Raw genomic sequence first — 21,040 nt, 5'->3', positions numbered from 1 at the left:
AATGTACAAAACTTTAATACTGTTGGGAGTTTTATTGGTAGCCATCTCATGTTCCAAAGAGTCTAAAGAAAAAATTGATGTTTCCAAAATTGATGTTACTGTAAAAATAGATCGTTTTGAGCAAAAATTTTATAATTCTAACTTAGAAACATTACCTGAGTTAAAAGAAAAATATCCTTATTTATTTCCAGAGCAGAATGCAGATAGTGTTTGGATTCAAAAAATAAATGATATCGAAGAAAGAGAATTGTACCAAAAATCTCAAGAACTTTTTAATGATTTTGAAGAAGAAAAAAAGCAGCTTGAAGACTTGTTTAAGCATATTAAATATTATCATCCTAATTTTAAAGAACCTAAAATTTTAACGCTTATCACAAATTTAGATTATCAAAGTAAAGTAATGTATGTTGATAGTTTATTGTTTATTTCATTAGACATGTATTTAGGAAGAAATAACGAAGTTTATCATGATTTTCCAAAGTATTTGTCGCAAAATTATGACAGGTCTCATTTAAAGGTCGATATTGCTGAGGCTATAAGTTCCAAATTTTTTATCAAAGGAAATAGTAGGCAATTTATTGATTTAATAATTGATGAAGGGAAAAAAATGTATATGTTAGATACTTATTTACCCTTTGTAAGTGATGCTGAAAAAATAGGCTATAGTAAAGAAAATATAATTTGGGTAACCAATAATGAAACTGAAATTTGGAAGTATTTTGTTGAAAAGAAATTATTATATAGTACAGATACTGATTTAACAACTCGTTTTATTTTAAATGCCCCTTTTTCAAAATTTTATATTGATGTTGATAAAGAATCTCCAGGAAGAGTGGGGGTTTGGTTAGGGTGGCAAATTGTTAGGGCGTATATGAAAAATAATCATGTAACTTTGCAGCAGCTTTTGGAAACACCTGCAGAAATAATTTTTAAACATTCAAAATATAAACCAAAAAAATAATGGCAATAGCTCATAAATCAAAAATAGAATTTACAGTTGGTCTAGATGAAAATAAAGTTCCTGAACAACTGCATTGGACAGCAAATGATGGGGGAATTGAAAATGAAGAAGCAAAAGCTTTAATGATTTCAGTTTGGGATTCAATTCATAAAGATACACTTCGAATGGATTTGTGGACTAAAGATATGCCTATTGATGATATGAAACAATTTTTTCATCAAACATTGGTTTCTATGGCTGATACATTTGAAAGAGCCACCAATGATGAGAAAATGAGTGCAACTATGCGTGATTTTTGTGATTATTTTGCAGAAAAATTAGAGTTAAAAAAATAATTAACTAGCATTTTTAATTTGTTGAATAATAGAAAAATAATCTTCAGAGTTTTCTAAAAAATCCATGGTAGATACATCTATAATTAAAGTGTTTAAACTTTCTTCAGTTTTAATAAAATTCACATATCCTTTATGAATTTTATCTAAATATTCTGGAGCTATATTTTGTTCATAAGTTCTACCTCTTTTTTTAATATTTTCAATTAATTGAGGCGTACTTTGATGTAAGTATATGTATAAGTCGGGTTTAGAAATTTCTTTATACATAATGTCAAACATCTTTCTGTACAAAAAGTACTCGTCTTTTGGTAAAGTGACTTGAGCAAAAATTAGCGACTTAAATATGTAATAATCTGAAACTATAAAGTTTTTAAATAAATCAAATTGAGCTAAATCATCTGAAAGTTGCTGATATCGATCTGCTAAAAAACTCATTTCTAAAGGGAAAGCAAATCTTTCATTATCTTCATAAAATTTTGGTAAAAATGGATTGTCTGCAAATCGTTCCAAAACAATTTTTGCATTAAAATCTTCAGAAATCATTTTGGCTAAAGTAGTTTTACCAGCTCCAATATTTCCTTCAATAGCAATGTAGTTATATTTTTCAGAGATGGCAATGGGTCTATTAATTTTTAAATCGGTTTTTTCAATTTCACTTAAATCTGCACAATTTTTTAAACAAACTGAAAGTCGTTGTTTTTCTATTGGATGTATAAAATTTGGCGCTATTTCAACTAGCGGAAACATTACAAAATTTCGGTTAAGCATTTCTTTATGCGGCACCATTAAGTTTTTTGAAAAAATAATTTCATTTTCAAAAAGTAATATATCAATATCTATAGTTCGTGCTTGGTAACCGTTTTTAGAAGTTCTATTTCGACCTAAAAGTAATTCTATTTGTTGTAATTTATACAACAAATTTTCAGGATTTAAACCTGTAGTAACTTGAATACAACAATTAAAAAAATCATCACTTTTAAAACCCCAAGATGCCGTTTTGTAGATTGCGGAAATTTTTACAATATTACCAATCTTTTCTGCAATCAAATTTATGGCTTTTTGTAGGGTATCAAGTTTATTGCCTTGATTGCTCCCAAGAGATAAATATGTGTTTCTTAAAATTTGCATAAAGTAGCTACAAAGAAAAGAAAAGTATGATATAAAAACATACCTTTGTGGTTCAATTTATGAACATTTATAAATTTTTTTAGCATATTTAAATTAGTAGTCCTATGAAATTTTTGAGAAACTTACTGGCTTCAATTTTTGGAACTTTTATTGCACTTGGAATATTGTTTATTCTATTTATATTAATAATTTCAGCGGTAGGTGAATCAGAGAAAGTTACCGTTAAACAAAATTCAGTTTTAGAAATTGGTTTAGAAACTTTAGTTAAAGATTATGCTCCAAAAAGTGATGATCCTTTTGAGGAAATACTTGGGCTAAGCGATGAAAAATTAAGTTTAGAAAAAATTTTAAATGCTATTGAAAATGCAAAGGATGATGCTAAAATTAAAGGAATAAGTATTCGTAGTTTGGGTGTAAATGCAGGGATGTCTCAAGTACAAGCTATTAGAAAAAAATTAGTAGACTTTAAAGAAAGTGGAAAATTTGTAAATGCGTATGCTGATATTTACGATCAAAAAACCTATTATTTAAGTTCGGTTGCCGATTCAATTTTTATAAATCCAATAGGAGCTCTAGATTTTAAAGGACTTTCTACTGAAGTTTTATTTTTTAAAGATTTTGAAGATAAAACTGGCGTTAAAATGGAGGTTGTTCGTCATGGAAAATACAAAAGTGCTGTAGAACCGTATTTATACAATAAAATGAGTGATGATAATAGAAATCAAATAACTTCATTTTTAAAATCTATTTGGAATGAGATGCTTATTGATATTTCAAATAGTAGAAATATAACTATTGAAAAATTAAATACAATAGCTGATAACTTATTAGGAAGAACTCCAGAATTAGCTATTGAAAATAACCTAGTTGATGAAGTACTATATTATGATGAATATACTAGTAAATTAAAGCTAGCTTCAGGTCTTTCAGTTGATGATAAATTAAACACCATTTCAATTGCTGATTATATTTCAACAGGCAAAGGACGTTTGATATCTACAGCTCCAAATAAAATAGCAGTTATTTATGCGCAAGGAACGATTATGTATGGAGAAGGGAATGAAGACATTATTGGTCAGGAATTAATGATTAATTCTTTAAGAAAAGCACGAAAAACAAAAGGAGTTAAAGCAATAGTTTTAAGAGTAAATTCCCCGGGAGGAAGCGCTTTAGCATCAGACCTAATTTGGAGAGAGATAGAGCTAACTAAACAAGAAATACCTTTAGTAGTTTCTATGGGTGATGTAGCAGCATCAGGAGGATATTATATTGCCTGTAATGCAGATAAAATATTTGCACAACCTACAACCATAACGGGTTCTATAGGTGTTTTTGGAATGTTACCAAACATTAGTAAATTATCTGATAAAATTGGTATTAATGCAGAGCAAGTAAAAACGAATACAGGAGCTGATTATAGTTTATTTGAACCAATGACAGATGAATTTAGAGCAGTTACTAAAGAAGGTGTAGAACAAGTTTATACTACATTTTTACAACGAGTTGCTACTGGAAGAAATATGAGTATTAAAGTGGTTGATAGCATTGCTCAAGGGCGTGTTTGGTCTGGTGTAGAAGCATTAGAAAATGGCTTGATTGATGAACTTGGAACCTTAGATGATGCTGTAGCTTATGCTGCTGAACTGGCTGAAGTAACGGATTATAAAGTACGAAATTTTCCTAATTATAAGTTTGATTTAGAAGATAAATTAAATGGGTTTCCTTTTATGCAATCCAAAGAAAAATTATTAATTAAAGAAATTGGTTTAGAGAATTATAAACTTTATCAAACATTAAAACATTTTTCTGAAATGAAAGGAATTCAAGCTAGAATGCCTTTTGTCTTTGATATTCAATAATTAAATTCTTTTATAACTCACAAAGCTGTAATCGTATTTGTTTTTTTTATCAGCTTTATGAAATTCTCTTGAGGTCTCTTTCCAAATAGTGGTATCTATTTCTGGAAAAAATGCATCTGCATCAAATTTATGATGTATAAAAGTTAGGTCTAATTTATCAGCAAATTCAATGGCTTGTTTGTAAATTTCTGCACCTCCTAAAATAAATGGATTTTCATCTTCTTTTGCAGCTTCAATAGCTTGTTTTAATGAATTTACCACCACGCAACCTTTAATAGTATAATTAGGATTTCTAGTGATAATTATATTTGTTCTGTTAGGAAGAGGTTTGCCTAATGACTCAAAAGTTTTTCTACCCATAATAACATGATGCATAGAGGTTACTTGTTTAAATCTTTTTAAATCAGCAGGTAAATGCCAAATAAGTTGGTTGTCTTTTCCTAAGGCATTATCTTCAGCAATAGCAGCAATTATGGTAATCATTCTTGGTTTGAGTTTTTTTGAGAGTTTTCCTTTTTTTTTAATGTAGAGGCGTATTGTTCACTTTCTAACTTTAAGTCGGCTTCTTTTATTAATTCTTTTTCAAGTTTAGCAATTCTTAATTCTTGTTTATGAACTAGTTTTTCTGTTTGCTTTCTTTCCCATTCTTTTCCCATAAAAGGATGTGTAAAAAAAACGTTTACAAAATGTAAAATCCATAAGAAAAACCATAAGAGTATTGCCCAAACAAACCAATCGTATTGTTCACCAATATTTAAAACTTTATTAGTAATAATTAAAAATACAGATCCAATTAAAAACACTACAAAATGAAAATACAATCGTTTTTTTTGTTTGATACGATTTCTTGCATTTTCATAAAGCTCGTGTTGTTCATTGTTCATAGTGAATGATGATTAGGTTACATACTTTTTACCCATTCTTTAATATAACCAGTAAAATCTTCAGTTTCTTCATTTTCCCCATTGTGAATTTGTTCATTAGCAAAAGCTAAAAATTTAGCAATGTTTTCATCAGAAGCACTAAAAAGAATTTCGATAGATTTTAATAAATCTTCATCTTCAATTTCTGAAATGCGTTGTATAATTTTATTTTTTAGTTGTAGTGTGTTCATTTTATTTTTCTTTTACCCCATAAAAGTATTAAATGTTTTGAGAAAAAGGTATTAAATAAATATTAATTTTTACAAATCTTATAGAATGATTTTATACTGAAACACTTCCTTTAATATGTGGATGAGGGTTGTAATTAATTAATGTGAAATCTTCAAATTTAAAATCGAATATATTCTTGATAGCTGGATTGATTTTCATAATTGGAAGCTCTCTTGGTTCTCTAGAAAGTTGTAAATCTATTTGTGTACTGTGGTTATTGTATATATGTGCATCTCCAAAAGTATGAATAAATTCTCCAGATTTTAGATTACAAACTTGAGCCATCATCATAGTTAAAAGGGCATAGGAAGCAATATTAAAAGGTACTCCTAAAAAAATATCTGCACTTCTTTGGTATAGCTGACAGGAAAGCTTTCCATCTGCAACATAAAATTGAAAAAAAGCATGACAAGGGGGTAAAGCTGCTTTACCCTTGGCTACATTTTCAGAAAATGATATTGAAGTATCTGGTAAAACACTCGGATTCCAAGCAGATACTAATAGTCTTCTACTATCAGGGTTTGTTTTAATTGTTTCAATTACTTCTTTTATTTGATCAATTCCTTCACTATTCCAATTCCTCCATTGATGCCCATAAACAGGACCTAAATCTCCTTGTTCATTTGCCCACGCATCCCAAATTTTTACACCATTTTCTTTTAAGTATTCAATATTAGTTTCACCTTTTAAAAACCATAGCAATTCATAAATAATTGATTTTAAATGTAATTTTTTGGTCGTTAACATAGGAAACCCTTCACTTAAATCAAATCGCATTTGGTATCCAAAAATACTTTTGGTTCCTGTTCCTGTTCTATCTTCTTTTAAAGTTCCGTTAGTTCTAACGTGTTTTATTAAATCTAAATATTGTTTCATAATATGTTATTTAACGATGGTAAATTACTTGAATTTTAATTAGTAAAACAATTAAATTGTAAAAAAATATAAGGCTTATTATCCGATAATCATTCCTGCAATTGTTGCGGAAAGAAGCGAAGCTAAAGAACCACCTATAAGGGCTTTCATGCCAAATTCTGAAAGTGTTTTTCTTTGTCCAGGGGCTAATGAACCTATCCCTCCAATTTGAATGCCTATGGAGGCAAAGTTAGCAAAACCACATAACATATAAGTAGCCATTATTACCGATTTGTTGTAAGTAAAATGAGTAGCATTTGCAACATTTTTTAATTCAGCCAATTGAATGTAGCCTACAAATTCACTAGCAGCTAATTTAACACCTAATAATTGTCCCATTAACATAATATCTTCTTTAGCAACCCCAATTAACCACATTAAAGGGGCAAAAATGGTACCTAATATAGACTCTAATGTAAATTGTTGATAAGGAGTATTGGCAGCTATCCAATCATTCAAATTCGTTAAATCTCCAATTTTCCCTAAAATGCCGTTTAACATTGCAATAATTGCAACAAAAACTAAAAGCATTGCGGCAACATTGGCGGCTAATTTTAAGCCTTCTGTGGTTCCATTTGCAATAGCATCTAAAATATTAGATCCTATTTTTTCTTGGGAGACAGTTACATCGGTATTAATTTTTTCTGTTTGTGGGTATAACATTTTTGAAATTACAATAGCGCCTGGCGCTGCCATAACTGAGGCGGCTAATAAATGTTTCGCAAATTGCAACCTTAAAACAGGGTCATTACCACCTAGAAAACCTATGTATGCAGCTAAAACACCACCAGCAACAGTTGCCATTCCACCAACCATAACCAATAATATTTCAGAACGATTCATGCGTTCTAAATAGGCTTTAATCATTAACGGAGCTTCTGTTTGACCTAAAAATATGTTTCCAGCAACCGATAAACTTTCAGCTCCAGATATTTTTAATAACTTGGTTAAAAGTAAAGCCATACCTTTTACAATTATTTGAATAACTCCCAAGTAGAATAGTAAAGAAGTTAATGCTGAAAAAAATATGATAGTTGGCAGTATTTGAAATACAAAAATAAAACCATAAGACTCTACATTCATTAAACCTCCAAATAAAAATTGACTTCCTGCAGCGGTATAATCTAAAATACTTGTAAAAATGCCACCTACAAACTCGAATGCTTTTTGAACAAACGTAACTTTTAAGACCCCAAAACCAATTAAAAGCTGGGCAGATAAGCCAGCTCCAACAGTTTTCCAATTGATTGCTTTTCGATTACTACTAAATAAATATGCAATTGCTAAAAGTGAAATCATTCCTAAAACTCCTCTCCAAAGTGTTGTAAAAGTAAAGCCTTGGTTATCTATAATTGAGTTGTTAATTGACTCCTGTGCATTTATTGAAATGAAACTAAAAAATAATAGGGCAGATAAACTTATTTTTTTATACATAAAGTTGTAAAGTTATTTGGTAGAGCGTTTTTGAATTTCATCTCGAATTTTTGCAGCCAATTCATAATCTTCATTTTGGACGGCTTTAGCTAATTTATCATTTAACTGTTTTAAAGTATCTTTAGAAAATGAAGATTTCTCTTCTTTTTTTGACTCGGGCTCTTCTATTAAACTTTCAATGGATGCATCATCTGTTTGAGCGGTTAATTCATCTTTAATTTTTAGATAAATTCCAGCTTTGTCTAAGATGTTTTCATAAGTGAATATTGGCGCGTTAAAACGTATGGCTAATGCTATGGCATCTGAAGTTCGGGTATCTATAATTTCTTCAATTTTATCGCGTTCACAAATTAAACTAGAATAAAAAACACCATCAACTAATTTGTGAATAATAACTTGTTTGATAATAACATGAAACCTATCTGCAAAAGTTTTAAAAAGGTCATGAGTAAGTGGACGAGGAGGTTTAATTTCCTTTTCTAATGCAATTGCTATTGATTGTGCTTCAAAAGCTCCAATAACAATTGGTAAGGTTCTACTTCCATCTACCTCGCTAAGAACCAAAGCGTACGCACCGCTTTGAGTTTGACTATACGATATACCTTTAATATTAAGTCGAACTAAACTCATAAGTTAAAATTAGCAAAAAGGGCTCTCTAATCAAAGGACTTTTTACACCAAAAATTAGAGCGCCTTTTAAAGAGGCACAATTTAGTAAAATTATGCGTTATTTGCCTTAAATTCTTTTAACTTTTCAATTAATTTAGGAACCACTTCAAAAGCATCACCAACAATACCATAATCGGCAGCTTTAAAAAATGGTGCTTCAGAATCCGTGTTAATCACTACTTTAACTTTAGATGAATTGATTCCTGCTAAATGTTGAATTGCACCTGAAATTCCTATAGCGATGTACAAATTTGAAGCTACAGGTTTACCTGTTTGACCCACATGCTCGCTATGGGGTCTCCATCCTAAATCTGATACTGGTTTAGAACAGGCAGTTGCAGCGCCTAATACACTTGCTAAATCTTCAATCATTCCCCAATTTTCAGGGCCTTTTAACCCTCTTCCACCTGATACCACTATATCGGCATCAGCAATTGTTACTTTTCCAGAAGTTTTTTCAATAGTTTCAGAATGTAAGCCACTTTCTGAAATAGAAGGTGAAAATTCTTCAATTGTAGCAGTTACTTGATTTTCAAAAACGCCGAAAGAATTTTTTGCTAAAGCTAATACTTTAGCTGCTGTTGTTATTTCGCTATTATTAAATGCTTTACTAGAGAATGCTTTTCTTTTTACAATAAAAGGTGAAGTTGAACTTGGCAATGAAACAACATTACTTGCATATCCTGCATTTAAATTTACAGCAACCATAGGAGCCATATACAACCCATTTGAACTGGATTCTAAAATAATTACTTGAGCATTTTCTTTTTCGGCAGCTTGTTTTATAATATTTGCATATGTTTTGGACTGAAATGTTTCTAAGCTTTGATTTGTGATGTTTAAAACTTTTTCAGCACCATAAGTGCCTAGCTGATTAGGTTCTTTTGAGTTAATAGTTACTACAACCAAATGAGTTCCTAATTGTTCAGCTACTTTTTTTCCGTATGAAGTAACTTCAAACGAAGATTTTTTATATTTTCCTTCCGATGTTTCGGCAAAAACTAAAACTGACATATTTTATTTTTTGTTTAATCGTAGAGTTGTTTAATCTTTAGATGATTGATACAACAAATCTACAGTGATTATTATACTTTTAAATTACTTTAGCTTCGTTATGCAATAAATTGATCAATTCATCAACATTATCCGCATCAACTATTTTACAAGCTGACTTGGCTACTGGTTTTTCAAATGAAGTAGATTTAGTTGAAATTTCATTTGAGGTAGCCTCTACAATGGTTAATGGTTTTTTACGAGCCATCATAATTCCTCTCATATTAGGAATACGGAGATCTTTTTCTTCTACCAAACCTTTTTGACCTGCAATAACAAGTGGTAATTTAGAGCTTAAAGTTTCTTTACCTCCATCAATTTCACGAGAAATGGTAGCTGAATCGCCTTCAATTTCAAGTCCAATACAAGCATTTACAAAATTATAATCTAAAAGAGCTGCTAACATACCTGGAACCATTCCACCATTATAATCGATAGATTCTTTTCCAGCTAAAATTAAATCAAAACCACCTTTTTTTACTACTTCAGCTAATTCTTTAGCAACAGCAAATCCATCAGTAGCTTCAGTATTAACTCTAATTGCATCATCAGCTCCAATTGCTAATGCTTTACGTAGCGTAGGTTCAGTATTTACAGTACCAACATTAACAACTGTAATAGTAGCTCCTTGTTTTTCTTTAAACCACATAGCTCTTGTTAACGCAAATTCATCATATGGGTTTATAACATATTGCACGCCATTACTATCAAATTTAGTATCATTTTCAGTAAAATTGATTTTTGAAGTAGTATCTGGTACGTGACTAATACAAACTAATATTTTCATTTTTATTATAGATTTTGAATATAGTGCATAAAAATACACGCCTTTTTAATAATTATCTACGAATGTAGTAATTTTTTTTAAAATATTATGCGTGCATAATATTATTTTATTCATAACTATTTTTTTGAAAGTAAAAATAGAATTGCTTACTTTTGCAAATCCAAAAAAAGAATACCATGAAGACAATACAATTTAGAGAAGCTATATGTGAAGCAATGAGTGAAGAAATGCGTAGAGATGAATCTATTTTTTTAATAGGTGAAGAAGTGGCAGAATATAATGGTGCTTACAAAGCTTCAAAAGGAATGTTAGATGAGTTTGGAGCAAAACGAGTAATAGATTCGCCTATTGCAGAGTTAGGCTTTGCTGGAATATCAGTTGGTTCAGCGATGAATGGAAACCGTCCAATTGTTGAATTTATGACATTTAACTTTTCATTAGTAGGGATAGATCAAATTATAAATAATGCAGCTAAAATCAGACAAATGTCAGGAGGTCAATTAAATTGTCCAATAGTATTTAGAGGTCCAACTGGTTCAGCAGGACAATTAGGTGCAACACATTCACAGTCTTTTGAAAATTGGTTTGCAAATACTCCAGGATTGAAAGTAATAGTTCCTTCAAACCCATACGATGCAAAAGGTTTATTAAAAGCAGCTATTAGAGATGACGATCCAGTTATTTTTATGGAATCTGAACAAATGTATGGTGATAAAGGAGAGGTTCCAGAAGGAGAATATGTTTTGCCAATTGGAGTAGCAGATGTGAAAAGAGAAGGAACTGATGTAACAATTGTTTCATTTGGTAAAATTATTAAAGAAGCTTATAAGGCGGCAGATCTTTTAGAAAAAGATGGAATTTCTTGTGAAATAATTGATTTACGTACGATAAGACCAATGGATTTTGAAGCTATTTTTAACTCAGTTAAAAAAACAAACAGATTGGTAATTTTAGAAGAAGCTTGGCCTTTTGCTAGTGTTTCATCTGAAATCACATTCCAAGTTCAGGAAAATGTATTTGATCATTTAGATGCTCCAATTAGAAGAATAACAACAGCAGATACACCTGCACCATATTCCCCAGTATTATTGGAAGAATGGTTACCAAACTTTAACGATGTTGTTAAAGCGGTAAAAGATGTAATGTACGTAAAATAATGGTATAAAATTTGCGTTATAATTTCCTTTTCAGTTCAACTGGAAAGGATTTTTTTATTATGAAAGAAAAAAATAAAGTACTGAGTTTCCTTTTTTTATTACTAGTATCCTTCACTTTTGCACAAGTTAAAATTGGAGGTGTTGTTAAAGATGAAACTAACGAACCCATCCCTTTTGCTAATATAATTTTTGTAGGTTCAAATACAGGAACAGTGTCAGATGAAAATGGAAAGTTTTATTTAGAATCGGACAAAACTTATACAGAAATTGAAGTTTCTTTTTTAGGGTATGAAACAAAAAAAATGGCTATTAAAAGTAGGGATTTCAACCTTACCATTGTTTTAAAAGAAGAAGCTGCTCAATTAAATGAAGTATTTATTTATAGTGGAAAGGTTAAAAAAAAGGACAATCCTGCAATTGCTATATTAAAAAAAATATGGGAAAAAAAGCGTGAAAATGGTATTTACTTATTCGATCAATATCAATATGAAAAGTATGAGAAGTTGGAGTTTGATATGAATAATGTGGATAGCACTTTAATGAAAAGCAAACTTTTCAAAGGGATGGAGTTTGTTTTTGAAAGTGTTGACACTTCTAATATTACAGGAAAAGCCTATTTGCCTATGTTTATAAACGAGTCTGTTTATAAATCTTATGGAAAAAACAAAGGAGGAAAAAAATTAAGAGAAGACTTAATTGCTAATAAAAATTCAGGATTTAATTCTAATCAAAATGTAATTGCGTTTATTAAAGACTTATATGTAGATTACAATATATATAATAATTTCATTAAAATATTTGATAAAAGCTTTGTAAGTCCTATTTCAAAATTAGCAGGAGTTTCTACCTATAATTATGTGTTAACAGATAGTGCTTTTATAGATAATAAATGGTGTTACAACATTATCTATTACCCACGAAGAAAAAGCGAACTAACTTTTAAAGGAGACTTTTGGGTAAACGATTCTACGTTTGCAGTAAAAGAAATTAATATGCAAGCAACGCGTAGTGCTAATATTAACTGGGTGAAAGACATTTATATTGAACAAGAATTTGATGTGGTAAATGATTCTGTTTTCCTATTGAAACGGGATTATATGATGTCCGATTTTAGTTTAAATAAAAAAGAGAAATCTAAAGGAGTTTATGGTAGAAGAACTACCATGTATAAAGATTATGTTTTTAATGAAGAAAAAGAAGATAAATTTTACAATGAAGAAATAAATATTTACGATGAAAAAATTTATAACAAAACTGATGAGTTTTGGAGTGAAGGTCGTCATGAAAAATTAAATGAAAATGAATTAGGAATTTATAAAATGCTTGATACATTGGCTACAGTTCCTAAATTTAAACGCTTGTATAATTTAGTTTCTATTTTAGGTTCGGGCTATATAGAATTTAACAAATTTGATTACGGCTCAATTTATTCAACATTTGGTAAAAATGATGTGGAAGGAATTAGATTAAGAGTTGGAGGGAGAACCTTTTTAGGAGGAAATGAACCTTGGCGTATTCAAGGATATACCGCTTATGGTTTTGATGATCATAAGTTTAAATATGGCTTATCTGGAAAATGGATGGTTAACCCAAAAAGTAGATTTGTTATAGGTTTAGGAAACAGGCGCGATGTGGAACAAATAGGAGTTAGTTTAACAACAACTAACGATGTTTTAGGCAGAAGTTTTGCCTCTTCTTCGTTTTTTGCAAGTGGTGATAATAGCAAACTTACCAATATAAATTTATCAAATGTGTTTTTTTCGATGGAACCTAAAAATAATTTAAATTTTAGGCTCGGAGCATCTTACAGAACATTAGAATCCGCATCTCCAACAACCTTCAATTTAGACTATTGGATAGATCAAGAAAATAATATAAAAGAATCAAACATTGTTCAATCCGAAATTGACTTTTCAATTAAATATACGCCTAATAGAAAAACTATAGGTTATGGGGTTGAGAGAAATGAGGTTACAGACACCTATTCAACACTATTTTTAAATTATTCGAGAGGAATTAAAGGGGTTTTAAACAGTGATTTTGATTATCATAAATTGCAATTTTATTATAGACAGCCTATTTTAATAGGTGGTTTTGGAAGAATGTTTACAACTTTTGAAGTTGGAAAAACTTTTGGAGAAGTTCCACTAGGTTTATTAAACGTAGTACCAGGAAACCAATCGTATTTTACTATTGAAAACACGTATGCGTTATTAGATTATTACGAATTTGTAACGGATACATATGCTTCACTTCATATTGAGCATAGTTTTAATGGACGTTTTTTATCTAGAATTCCATTATTAAGAAAATTAAATTTACGTGAAATAGTTGGAGTAAAAGGAGTTTGGGGCGAAGTTTCTGATAAAAACAAAGCGCTAAATGCTTCAAATATTAATTATGTGGCTCCTACAAAAGGGTATTATGAATATAGTGTTGGAATTGGAAATATTTTTAAAGTATTTAGAATAGATTTTAGTTGGAGAGGAAACTATTTGGATACACCAAACGCTAATAAATTTGCAATAAAAGGAGCTTTTGGATTCCACTTCTAAAATTCAAAGCAATAAACGATAAGTAACAAACTGAAATTTGTACTTTTGTACAAATTATTAACTAAAAGAAAATGAGTTCTAAAAAAAGAAAAACATTTGATGTATTAATTGAAATACCAAAAGGAAGTAGAAATAAATATGAATACGATTTTGTATTGAATAAAATTAGATTCGATAGAATGCTATTTTCTTCAATGATGTATCCTGGCGATTATGGGTTTATTCCAGAAACATTAGCCTTAGATAAAGATCCTTTAGATGTGCTAGTTTTAGGAAGTGAACCTACATTCCCAATGTGTGTTATGGAAGTAAAACCAATAGGTGTTTTCCATATGACAGATGAAAAAGGACCAGATGAAAAAATTATTTGTGTACCAATTTCAGACCCTATTTGGAATCAATTACACGATATCTCGGATATGAATCCGCACCAAGTAAAAGAAATTGAACACTTTTTTCAAGTATATAAAGATTTAGAAGAAAAAAAAGTAGACGTTGGAGGCTGGGGTGATGTAAATGAAGCTTATGAAATTGTAAATAATTGTACAGAACGTTACGATTTAAGTGAACATAAAAAGAAGCGTACATTTACAATATAAATAGTGTTAAAAAACTTAAATAATACTAAACCATCTTTAAATCTTAAAGGTGGTTTTTTTTATCAGTCTTATTTTACTATTTTTAGCACCATCAAAAAAATTAATTATAACTAACAATAAAAAAATGGAATTAATCGTAACGTATTTACCTGTGTTTGGTGTTCTAGCTCTAGCGTTTGTTTTTGCTAAAAATACTTGGATTTCTAAACAAGATGTAGGTAATGAGAAAATGGCAAGAATTGCTAAAAATATCTCTGATGGGGCAATGTCATTCTTAAAAGCTGAATATAAAATTTTAGCAATTTTTGTTTTAGCTGTAGCAATCTTGTTATATTTTAAAGGAACTAATGAAGCTGGCTCAAACGGAATGGTAGCAGTATCATTTATTGTAGGAGCAATTTGCTCAGCTTTAGCAGGTTTTATTGGAATGAAAGTAGCAACCAAAGCAAATGTTAGAACTACAAATGCTGCCAGAACCTCTTTAGGTAAAGCTTTAGAAGTAGCATTTGCTGGAGGTGCAGTTATGGGATTAGGCGTTGTTGGACTTGGAGTTCTTGGTTTAAGTGGATTGTTTATTATCTATCAAGGTATGTGGCCTGGAACGGATAATATTCCAATGGTATTAAATGTATTATCAGGGTTTTCACTAGGAGCTTCTTCAATTGCTTTATTTGCACGTGTGGGTGGAGGGATTTACACAAAAGCTGCAGATGTAGGAGCTGATTTAGTTGGTAAAGTAGAAGCAGGTATTCCTGAAGATCACCCATTAAACCCTGCAACCATAGCAGATAATGTTGGTGATAATGTTGGTGATGTTGCTGGTATGGGAGCCGATTTATTTGAATCTTATGTAGGCTCAATTATTGGAACAATGGTTTTAGGAGCATTAATTATTACGCCAAATTTTAATGGTCTTGGAGCAGTGTATTTACCTTTAACTCTTGCAGCTGTAGGTATTATAATGTCAATAGTAGGAACTTTATTTGTAAGAGTAAAAGATGGAGGAAGTCCTCATAAAGCTTTAAATTTAGGAGAATTTGGATCAGGATTTTTAATGATTGTTGCTTCTTATTTTATCATTAATGCAATGCTGCCTGAAACAGTAGAGGGACTACCTTTTGGAGCAATGGGCGTTTTTTATGCAACATTAGCTGGTTTAGTAGCTGGTTTTTGTGTTGGAAAAATTACCGAATATTATACAGGAACAGGAACTAAACCAGTTACATCAATTGTAAAACAGTCTGAAACAGGTTCAGCTACAAATATTATTGCAGGTTTAGGAGTTGGAATGATGTCTACAGCTATTCCAATCTTATTAATAGCAGCAGCAATTATAGTTTCACACTATTTTGCAGGTTTATATGGTATTGCAATTGCTGCTGTAGGTATGCTTGCAAATACAGGAATTCAATTAGCCGTAGATGCTTATGGACCAATTTCTGATAATGCTGGAGGAATTGCTGAAATGGCTGAACTACCGAGTGAAGTACGTGAACGTACAGATAAATTAGATGCAGTTGGAAATACAACTGCAGCAATTGGAAAAGGATTTGCAATTGCTTCTGCGGCATTAACAGCTTTGGCATTATTTGCTGCATTTATGAAAACTGCAAATGTGAGTACTATTGATGTTTCACAGCCAGATATTATGGCTGGTTTATTGATTGGTGGAATGTTGCCATTTGTATTTTCGGCTTTGTCTATGAATGCTGTTGGTAGAGCTGCAATGGCTATGATTGAAGAAGTTCGTCGTCAGTTTAGAGATATTCCTCAATTAAAAGGAGCATTAGAAGTTATGCGTAAATATAATTCAGATATGTCTAAAGCTTCTGAAGAAGATAGAAAAGTGTTTGATGCAGCCGATGGTTATGCAGAATATGATAAATGTGTTGAAATTTCTACAACAGCTTCTATTAAAGAAATGGTCTTACCAGGATTGTTAGCATTAATAGTTCCTGTAGCTATTGGGTTTATTGGAGGAGCAGAAATGCTAGGAGGTTTGCTTGCTGGGGTTACTACTTGTGGTGTTTTAATGGCAATTTTTCAATCTAATGCTGGTGGAGCTTGGGATAATGCAAAGAAAATGATTGAAGAACAAGGTAGAAAAGGAACGGAAGCTCATAAAGCAGCAGTTGTTGGTGATACTGTTGGAGACCCTTTTAAAGATACATCTGGTCCATCTTTAAATATATTATTAAAATTAATGTCAGTTGTTGCCTTGGTAATTGCACCAAGTATTGCCTTAGATAAAGTGGAAATGGCTGAATATACTCAGGAAAAAGCTGCTACAGAAATTGTTTCTAAAGAAATTTCTAAAGGAGTAGAGGTTAAAATGTCCACAAATGAAGAAGGTTTAGTTACAGCAACTGTTGTAACAACAATTACTGAAAATGGAGAAACAACTATGAATGAAGAAGTTTTTAAAGGAACAGAAGCAGAGGTAAAAGCTCAACTTGACAAAATTAAAGATATTAAAAAATCTACGAAAGTAGTTAAAGTTGAAGAAATAATAGAAAAGAAATCTTAACACATTAAAGTTAATATTCATAAAAAAAGCTCACAAATTGTGAGCTTTTTTTATGAAACTTTTTACTTAAAACAGTCCATTTATTTGTGCGTCTATTTTGTCAATTATCGAACCTAAATCTTCAGGGTTGTCTACAAAATCTAATTTATCAACTTCTATAATTAATAAGTTCCCTTTATTATATTTTGAAATCCAAGCTTCATAACGTTCATTTAACCTACTTAAATAATCAATGCTTATAGAGTTTTCGTAGTCGCGTCCTCTTTTATGAATTTGTCCAACTAGTGTTGGAATAGAAGCTCTTAAATAAATAAGTAAATCAGGAGGAGAAACCAAGCGTTCCATAAGTTCAAAAAGAGATTCATAATTGGTATAATCTCTATTTGGCATTAACCCCATTGCATGTAAATTTGGTGCAAAAATTCGTGCATCTTCATAAATAGTTCTGTCTTGAATAATATTTTTACCACTTTCACGAATTTCAAGGATTTGTCTAAACCTACTATTTAAAAAGTAAACTTGTAAGTTGAACGACCAACGTTCCATTTCACCATAAAAATCGTCTAAATAAGGGTTTTCTTCAACTGATTCAAAATGGGGTTCCCACTTATAATGTTTGGCTAAAAGTTTGGTTAGCGTAGTTTTACCTGCGCCAATATTTCCTGCAATTGCTACGTGCATAATTAATTTTTAAGTGAAATTTTAAGCGTTAAAGTTAACTAAATTTTTTATGAATTTGTAATACAATTTTAACGCATTAATAAATCAGCTTATACCCAAAACCTCTTACATTTATAATTTGTATACTTGGATCAAGTTTGAGTTTTTTTCTAAGTTTAGTAATAAAAACATCCATACTCCTAGCATTAAAAAAATCATCATCACCCCATAATTTTTTTAGAATAAAGGAACGTTCTAATACCTGGTTTTTGTTTTTAATTAAATAGTATAATAAGTTGGCTTCTCTGTGAGTTAGGTTTTCGGTTGTACCTTCAATTTCTAGAGTTTGCTTTTTTAAATTGAATGTAAATTTTCCAATTGAAATAGGAGTGCTATTATCGTTTTTTTTAGTTCTATTTAAAAGTGAATTCATTCTAACAATTAGCTCTTCCATACTAAATGGTTTTTTTAAATAATCATTTCCTCCCAAATTAAATCCTTTAACAACATCTTCTGTTTGAGATTTAGCTGTTAAAAATATAATTGGGATATCTGGGTTTTCTTTTCTAATTTCTTTGGCAAGTGAAAAACCATCTTTTTTAGGCATCATTACATCTAAAACTAATAGTAGTGGGTGTTTGTTTTTATAAATTTCTAGAGCTTCTTCTCCATTTACACAAAGCAGCACTTCAAAATTTCTAGTTTCTAAACTTTCTTTGATAATTTGACCCAAAGAAGGCTCATCTTCAGCTAATAATATTTTAATTTTATCCATTATTTGGGAGTTCAATTTTAAACAAAGTTGTATTGCTTTTATCATAAATAATGTTAATACTTCCTTTGTGTTTTTCAATTATTTTTTTGGTGTAATATAAGCCAATTCCAAAACCTTTTACATTGTGTGTATCACCTGTAGGAATTCTATAAAATTGTTCAAAAACTTTATCTTTTTGATTTTTATGAATGCCATTACCATTATCTTTAATTAATATTTGGGTATTATTTAATTCAGAAAAAACTTCTATTGTTATTCTATTTCCACCATATTTTATAGCATTATCTATAATATTTCCTAAAGCATTTTCAAAATGAAATTTATCTAATTTCACGATAGGATTTTTGTTAGAAGGTTTAAAATTAAAGGTTTTTTCAGGGGTAATTAATTGGTATTTTTCAATAGTAGTTTCAATGAGTTGATTAATATGTATAGCCTCTTTTTTTAAACTTAGTTCTTCTTGATTTAAAGTGGCGTTTTCTAATATTTTTTCAACCATTAAATCTAACTTATTTACTTGGTTAGTGGCCATAGCAATGTATTTTTCAGACTTAATTTTGTCATCTAAAGCGTTAAAACTTTTCATAGCTTCTAAAGCGGTGGCAATTGTTGCTATAGGAGTTTTAAACTCATGCGTAATATTGCTGATTAGGTCATTTTTAATTTCTGCTAGCTGTTTTTGTTTGTAAATAGTTTTTAATAAATAAATTAAGCTTGAAATGATGCAAATAGAGAGTAAAAGTGAAAGAAAAATACTTATAAATGAACTTTTTAAAAGAATGGCTGTTTCATTAGTGAAAAATAATTCAAGGGAGCTTCTATGTGGTAAGTAGGTAGATTTAGAGATTGTTTTTAAATATTTTTTTGGGAAATTATCTAATTTATAGGTGATAATTTTATTTTTTGAACTATCTCTACTTATTCTTTGTGCATAGTTATATTTTAGAGCATAACGAACATTGATGTTATTTCTGTTAAACTCTTCAACTATATATGTATCTAATTTTTCCAAATCAAGTGTGTCGCGCGATATTGAAATAAATACTTTTGATATTAAACTATCTATATTTTTAGGGAAAGCATCATTTGCCGTAAAAAAAGGATAAGGATTATTTCTTGGGCTCTTTAATAAAAGAGGCTTTTTACTTTCTTGTTTTGCTATGTTTTGTAGTGTGCTGTCAATTTTTCTTCTAAATCCATATCTAGAGTGTGTACTCACAATAATAGTATCAATTTTTTCTTTAGAATTGATAGAGTCTGAAGAAGTAAAAGTAATAATACCTGACTTAGTTAAATTGGCAAAATAAGTTTCAACCGAATTATCTAAACTCAGCTGCACTTTGCTTATTAGGTTTTGTTTGTTTATTTGATATTCGCGATAATTCCAATAAACTTGAACTGCAATGGTGGTAAGTATGGTAATACCAATAAAATACACAACCCATTTGTAATTTTTTTTGTCCATACCTCAAAGGTAAATACATAAATTGTATTATCCGAATTGATTAACAGTAGTTAACATTAGTTAACTGTTATTTAAATTGTTACAAGATATATTTGTGTCTGAATTAAATATTTAAACATCATTAAAAATGAAAAACACCTTTTTTAAATACAGTTCGTTTATATTATTATTAGTTGCAGTTAATTTAAAAGCTCAAGAGTTTCAAGGCAAGGCAACTTATCAAACAAAATCGTCTATTAATATTGATTTGGAAGGGTCTGGAATTCCAGCTGATAGGATAAAAATGATTAAAGAGCGAATGAAAAATCAATTAGAAAAAACATTTGTGTTAACATTCGATAAATCAGCATCTATTTACAAAGAAGAACAAAAACTAGATCAAGCTTCTGGAGCTAGAGGAGGTATGCGTTTTATGATGTTAGGTGGTGGCGCATCAGGAGATTATTATAAAAATTCACAAACAAAAACTTCTGCTAAAGAAAATGAATTTAGTGGTAAAAACTTTTTAATTAAAGATCAATTAAAGACTTACGATTGGAAGTTGGAGCAAGAAACCAAAATGATTGGGCAAAACCTATGTTTTAAAGCAACAACGGTTATTGAAATTCCTGCAAGAAGAGAAATTAGATTTGGAAGAAGAAATGCTTCTGATCAAGATAAAGAAGAAAATGAAGAAGCTCCTAAAATGGAGCAAGCTATTGTAACTGCTTGGTATGCAATGGATATACCTGTAAGCCATGGCCCTGGAGATTTTTGGGGTTTGCCAGGGTTGATATTAGAAATAAATTATGGTAATACTAATATTTTATGCACAAAAATAGTAATCAATCCAAAAGAAAAAATTGAAATTTCAGAACCAACAAAAGGAAAAGAAGTCTCTCAAAAAGAATATGATGAAATCATTGCTCAAAAAATGAAGGAAATGCAAGAAAGATTTAGAAATGAACGGCAAAAAAGTGGGAATACTCATTTTAGAATTAGAGGTTAATAATTGAGGCTTAAAATAA

The 21,040-nt window shown here is 30.1% G+C and carries 20 protein-coding genes; 8 read left to right on the top strand and 12 right to left on the bottom strand.

Going from position 1 to position 21,040, the window contains the following annotated elements; translation table 11 throughout:
* The first annotated feature begins 1 nt into the window (after nucleotide 1).
* Both gldB and gldC read left to right on the top strand, forming a co-directional pair.
* Nucleotides 2–961, top strand: a complete 960-nt coding sequence (gene gldB / locus Q0714_RS06890; protein WP_298263745.1) for a gliding motility lipoprotein GldB — start codon at nucleotides 2–4, stop codon at nucleotides 959–961.
* On the top strand, nucleotides 961–1,296 hold the full coding sequence (gene gldC / locus Q0714_RS06885) for a gliding motility protein GldC (protein WP_298263743.1): 336 nt from the start codon (nucleotides 961–963) through the stop codon (nucleotides 1,294–1,296). The genes gldB and gldC overlap by 1 nt, the downstream gene beginning before the upstream one ends.
* Here gldC and folK read toward each other — a convergent pair whose 3' ends face one another.
* The gene (gene folK, locus Q0714_RS06880; RefSeq protein ID WP_298263741.1) at nucleotides 1,297–2,424 is read right to left on the bottom strand and encodes a 2-amino-4-hydroxy-6-hydroxymethyldihydropteridine diphosphokinase; all 1,128 of its coding nucleotides are present in this window, start codon (nucleotides 2,422–2,424) and stop codon (nucleotides 1,297–1,299) included. It lies immediately after the preceding gene.
* A 104-nt stretch (nucleotides 2,425–2,528) separates the two neighbouring features.
* Here folK and sppA point away from each other — a divergent pair, with 104 nt between their 5' ends.
* On the top strand, nucleotides 2,529–4,283 hold the full coding sequence (sppA, locus tag Q0714_RS06875) for a signal peptide peptidase SppA (protein WP_298263739.1): 1,755 nt from the start codon (nucleotides 2,529–2,531) through the stop codon (nucleotides 4,281–4,283).
* On the opposite strand, the gene Q0714_RS06870 is transcribed toward sppA, so the two are convergent.
* From Q0714_RS06870 to Q0714_RS06835, 8 genes are all read right to left on the bottom strand, one after another.
* Nucleotides 4,284–4,766 (bottom strand): dihydrofolate reductase, encoded by a 483-nt coding sequence (locus tag Q0714_RS06870; protein ID WP_298263737.1) that lies wholly within the window; start codon nucleotides 4,764–4,766, stop codon nucleotides 4,284–4,286.
* The gene (locus Q0714_RS06865; protein ID WP_298263736.1) at nucleotides 4,763–5,167 is read right to left on the bottom strand and encodes a 2TM domain-containing protein; all 405 of its coding nucleotides are present in this window, start codon (nucleotides 5,165–5,167) and stop codon (nucleotides 4,763–4,765) included. The genes Q0714_RS06870 and Q0714_RS06865 overlap by 4 nt, the downstream gene beginning before the upstream one ends.
* A 17-nt stretch (nucleotides 5,168–5,184) precedes the next feature.
* Entirely contained in the window at nucleotides 5,185–5,397 is a 213-nt protein-coding gene (locus tag Q0714_RS06860) for a hypothetical protein (protein ID WP_298263734.1), read from the bottom strand.
* Between the two features lie 91 nt (nucleotides 5,398–5,488).
* Nucleotides 5,489–6,313: a thymidylate synthase gene (locus Q0714_RS06855; protein WP_298263733.1), complete on the bottom strand. Its 825-nt coding sequence runs from the start codon at nucleotides 6,311–6,313 to the stop codon at nucleotides 5,489–5,491.
* A gap of 78 nt (nucleotides 6,314–6,391) precedes the next feature.
* Nucleotides 6,392–7,786: a nucleoside transporter C-terminal domain-containing protein gene (locus Q0714_RS06850; RefSeq protein WP_298263731.1), complete on the bottom strand. Its 1,395-nt coding sequence runs from the start codon at nucleotides 7,784–7,786 to the stop codon at nucleotides 6,392–6,394.
* 12 nt (nucleotides 7,787–7,798) lie between these two features.
* Nucleotides 7,799–8,416, bottom strand: coding sequence for a bifunctional nuclease family protein (locus tag Q0714_RS06845; RefSeq protein ID WP_298263729.1), 618 nt, complete (start codon nucleotides 8,414–8,416; stop codon nucleotides 7,799–7,801).
* A gap of 90 nt (nucleotides 8,417–8,506) precedes the next feature.
* Nucleotides 8,507–9,469, bottom strand: a complete 963-nt coding sequence (locus tag Q0714_RS06840; RefSeq protein WP_298263728.1) for an electron transfer flavoprotein subunit alpha/FixB family protein — start codon at nucleotides 9,467–9,469, stop codon at nucleotides 8,507–8,509.
* Nucleotides 9,470–9,548: 79 nt separating this feature from the next.
* Nucleotides 9,549–10,295: an electron transfer flavoprotein subunit beta/FixA family protein gene (locus Q0714_RS06835; RefSeq protein WP_298263727.1), complete on the bottom strand. Its 747-nt coding sequence runs from the start codon at nucleotides 10,293–10,295 to the stop codon at nucleotides 9,549–9,551.
* 158 nt (nucleotides 10,296–10,453) lie between these two features.
* On the opposite strand from Q0714_RS06835, the gene Q0714_RS06830 reads away from it, so the two are divergent.
* From Q0714_RS06830 to Q0714_RS06815, 4 genes are all read left to right on the top strand, one after another.
* Nucleotides 10,454–11,452, top strand: a complete 999-nt coding sequence (locus Q0714_RS06830; RefSeq protein WP_298263790.1) for a pyruvate dehydrogenase complex E1 component subunit beta — start codon at nucleotides 10,454–10,456, stop codon at nucleotides 11,450–11,452.
* A gap of 59 nt (nucleotides 11,453–11,511) precedes the next feature.
* Nucleotides 11,512–14,007 (top strand): DUF5686 and carboxypeptidase-like regulatory domain-containing protein, encoded by a 2,496-nt coding sequence (locus tag Q0714_RS06825; RefSeq protein WP_298263726.1) that lies wholly within the window; start codon nucleotides 11,512–11,514, stop codon nucleotides 14,005–14,007.
* Nucleotides 14,008–14,078: 71 nt separating this feature from the next.
* Nucleotides 14,079–14,606: an inorganic diphosphatase gene (locus Q0714_RS06820; protein WP_298263724.1), complete on the top strand. Its 528-nt coding sequence runs from the start codon at nucleotides 14,079–14,081 to the stop codon at nucleotides 14,604–14,606.
* 124 nt (nucleotides 14,607–14,730) lie between these two features.
* Nucleotides 14,731–17,133 (top strand): sodium-translocating pyrophosphatase, encoded by a 2,403-nt coding sequence (locus Q0714_RS06815; protein ID WP_298263722.1) that lies wholly within the window; start codon nucleotides 14,731–14,733, stop codon nucleotides 17,131–17,133.
* Nucleotides 17,134–17,199: 66 nt separating this feature from the next.
* Here Q0714_RS06815 and Q0714_RS06810 read toward each other — a convergent pair whose 3' ends face one another.
* The 3 genes from Q0714_RS06810 to Q0714_RS06800 form a co-directional block, all read right to left on the bottom strand.
* A complete protein-coding gene (locus tag Q0714_RS06810; protein WP_298263721.1) occupies nucleotides 17,200–17,814 on the bottom strand; it encodes a deoxynucleoside kinase in 615 nt (204 codons plus the stop codon).
* A gap of 76 nt (nucleotides 17,815–17,890) precedes the next feature.
* Complete coding sequence (locus Q0714_RS06805; RefSeq protein WP_298263720.1) at nucleotides 17,891–18,568, bottom strand: response regulator transcription factor; 678 nt, start codon at nucleotides 18,566–18,568, stop codon at nucleotides 17,891–17,893.
* A complete protein-coding gene (locus Q0714_RS06800; protein WP_298263719.1) occupies nucleotides 18,561–20,033 on the bottom strand; it encodes a HAMP domain-containing sensor histidine kinase in 1,473 nt (490 codons plus the stop codon). Before Q0714_RS06800 ends, Q0714_RS06805 begins: the two co-directional genes overlap by 8 nt.
* A 127-nt stretch (nucleotides 20,034–20,160) precedes the next feature.
* Between Q0714_RS06800 and Q0714_RS06795 the strand changes: the two genes are divergently transcribed.
* Nucleotides 20,161–21,021 carry a GLPGLI family protein gene (locus Q0714_RS06795; RefSeq protein ID WP_298263718.1) on the top strand — a complete coding sequence of 287 codons (861 nt, stop codon included), beginning with the start codon at nucleotides 20,161–20,163 and terminating at the stop codon, nucleotides 21,019–21,021.
* Nucleotides 21,022–21,040 lie beyond the last annotated feature (19 nt).

The organism is uncultured Lutibacter sp., assembly GCF_947493565.1.
GTDB lineage: Bacteria > Bacteroidota > Bacteroidia > Flavobacteriales > Flavobacteriaceae > Lutibacter > Lutibacter aestuarii.
Note: the sequence above shows the minus strand (reverse complement) of the source record. Positions and strands in the feature narration are given on the sequence as shown.

Excerpts from the sequence above, each read along its gene's own strand:
- gldB (WP_298263745.1), top strand. The coding sequence starts at position 2 with ATGTACAAAACTTTAATACTGTTGGGAGTTTTATTGGTAGCCATCTCA.
- gldC (WP_298263743.1), top strand. The coding sequence starts at position 961 with ATGGCAATAGCTCATAAATCAAAAATAGAATTTACAGTTGGTCTAGAT.
- folK (WP_298263741.1), bottom strand. The coding sequence starts at position 2,424 with ATGCAAATTTTAAGAAACACATATTTATCTCTTGGGAGCAATCAAGGC.
- sppA (WP_298263739.1), top strand. The coding sequence starts at position 2,529 with ATGAAATTTTTGAGAAACTTACTGGCTTCAATTTTTGGAACTTTTATT.
- Q0714_RS06870 (WP_298263737.1), bottom strand. The coding sequence starts at position 4,766 with ATGATTACCATAATTGCTGCTATTGCTGAAGATAATGCCTTAGGAAAA.
- Q0714_RS06865 (WP_298263736.1), bottom strand. The coding sequence starts at position 5,167 with ATGAACAATGAACAACACGAGCTTTATGAAAATGCAAGAAATCGTATC.
- Q0714_RS06860 (WP_298263734.1), bottom strand. The coding sequence starts at position 5,397 with ATGAACACACTACAACTAAAAAATAAAATTATACAACGCATTTCAGAA.
- Q0714_RS06855 (WP_298263733.1), bottom strand. The coding sequence starts at position 6,313 with ATGAAACAATATTTAGATTTAATAAAACACGTTAGAACTAACGGAACT.
- Q0714_RS06850 (WP_298263731.1), bottom strand. The coding sequence starts at position 7,786 with ATGTATAAAAAAATAAGTTTATCTGCCCTATTATTTTTTAGTTTCATT.
- Q0714_RS06845 (WP_298263729.1), bottom strand. The coding sequence starts at position 8,416 with ATGAGTTTAGTTCGACTTAATATTAAAGGTATATCGTATAGTCAAACT.
- Q0714_RS06840 (WP_298263728.1), bottom strand. The coding sequence starts at position 9,469 with ATGTCAGTTTTAGTTTTTGCCGAAACATCGGAAGGAAAATATAAAAAA.
- Q0714_RS06835 (WP_298263727.1), bottom strand. The coding sequence starts at position 10,295 with ATGAAAATATTAGTTTGTATTAGTCACGTACCAGATACTACTTCAAAA.
- Q0714_RS06825 (WP_298263726.1), top strand. The coding sequence starts at position 11,512 with ATGAAAGAAAAAAATAAAGTACTGAGTTTCCTTTTTTTATTACTAGTA.
- Q0714_RS06820 (WP_298263724.1), top strand. The coding sequence starts at position 14,079 with ATGAGTTCTAAAAAAAGAAAAACATTTGATGTATTAATTGAAATACCA.
- Q0714_RS06815 (WP_298263722.1), top strand. The coding sequence starts at position 14,731 with ATGGAATTAATCGTAACGTATTTACCTGTGTTTGGTGTTCTAGCTCTA.
- Q0714_RS06810 (WP_298263721.1), bottom strand. The coding sequence starts at position 17,814 with ATGCACGTAGCAATTGCAGGAAATATTGGCGCAGGTAAAACTACGCTA.
- Q0714_RS06805 (WP_298263720.1), bottom strand. The coding sequence starts at position 18,568 with ATGGATAAAATTAAAATATTATTAGCTGAAGATGAGCCTTCTTTGGGT.
- Q0714_RS06800 (WP_298263719.1), bottom strand. The coding sequence starts at position 20,033 with ATGGACAAAAAAAATTACAAATGGGTTGTGTATTTTATTGGTATTACC.
- Q0714_RS06795 (WP_298263718.1), top strand. The coding sequence starts at position 20,161 with ATGAAAAACACCTTTTTTAAATACAGTTCGTTTATATTATTATTAGTT.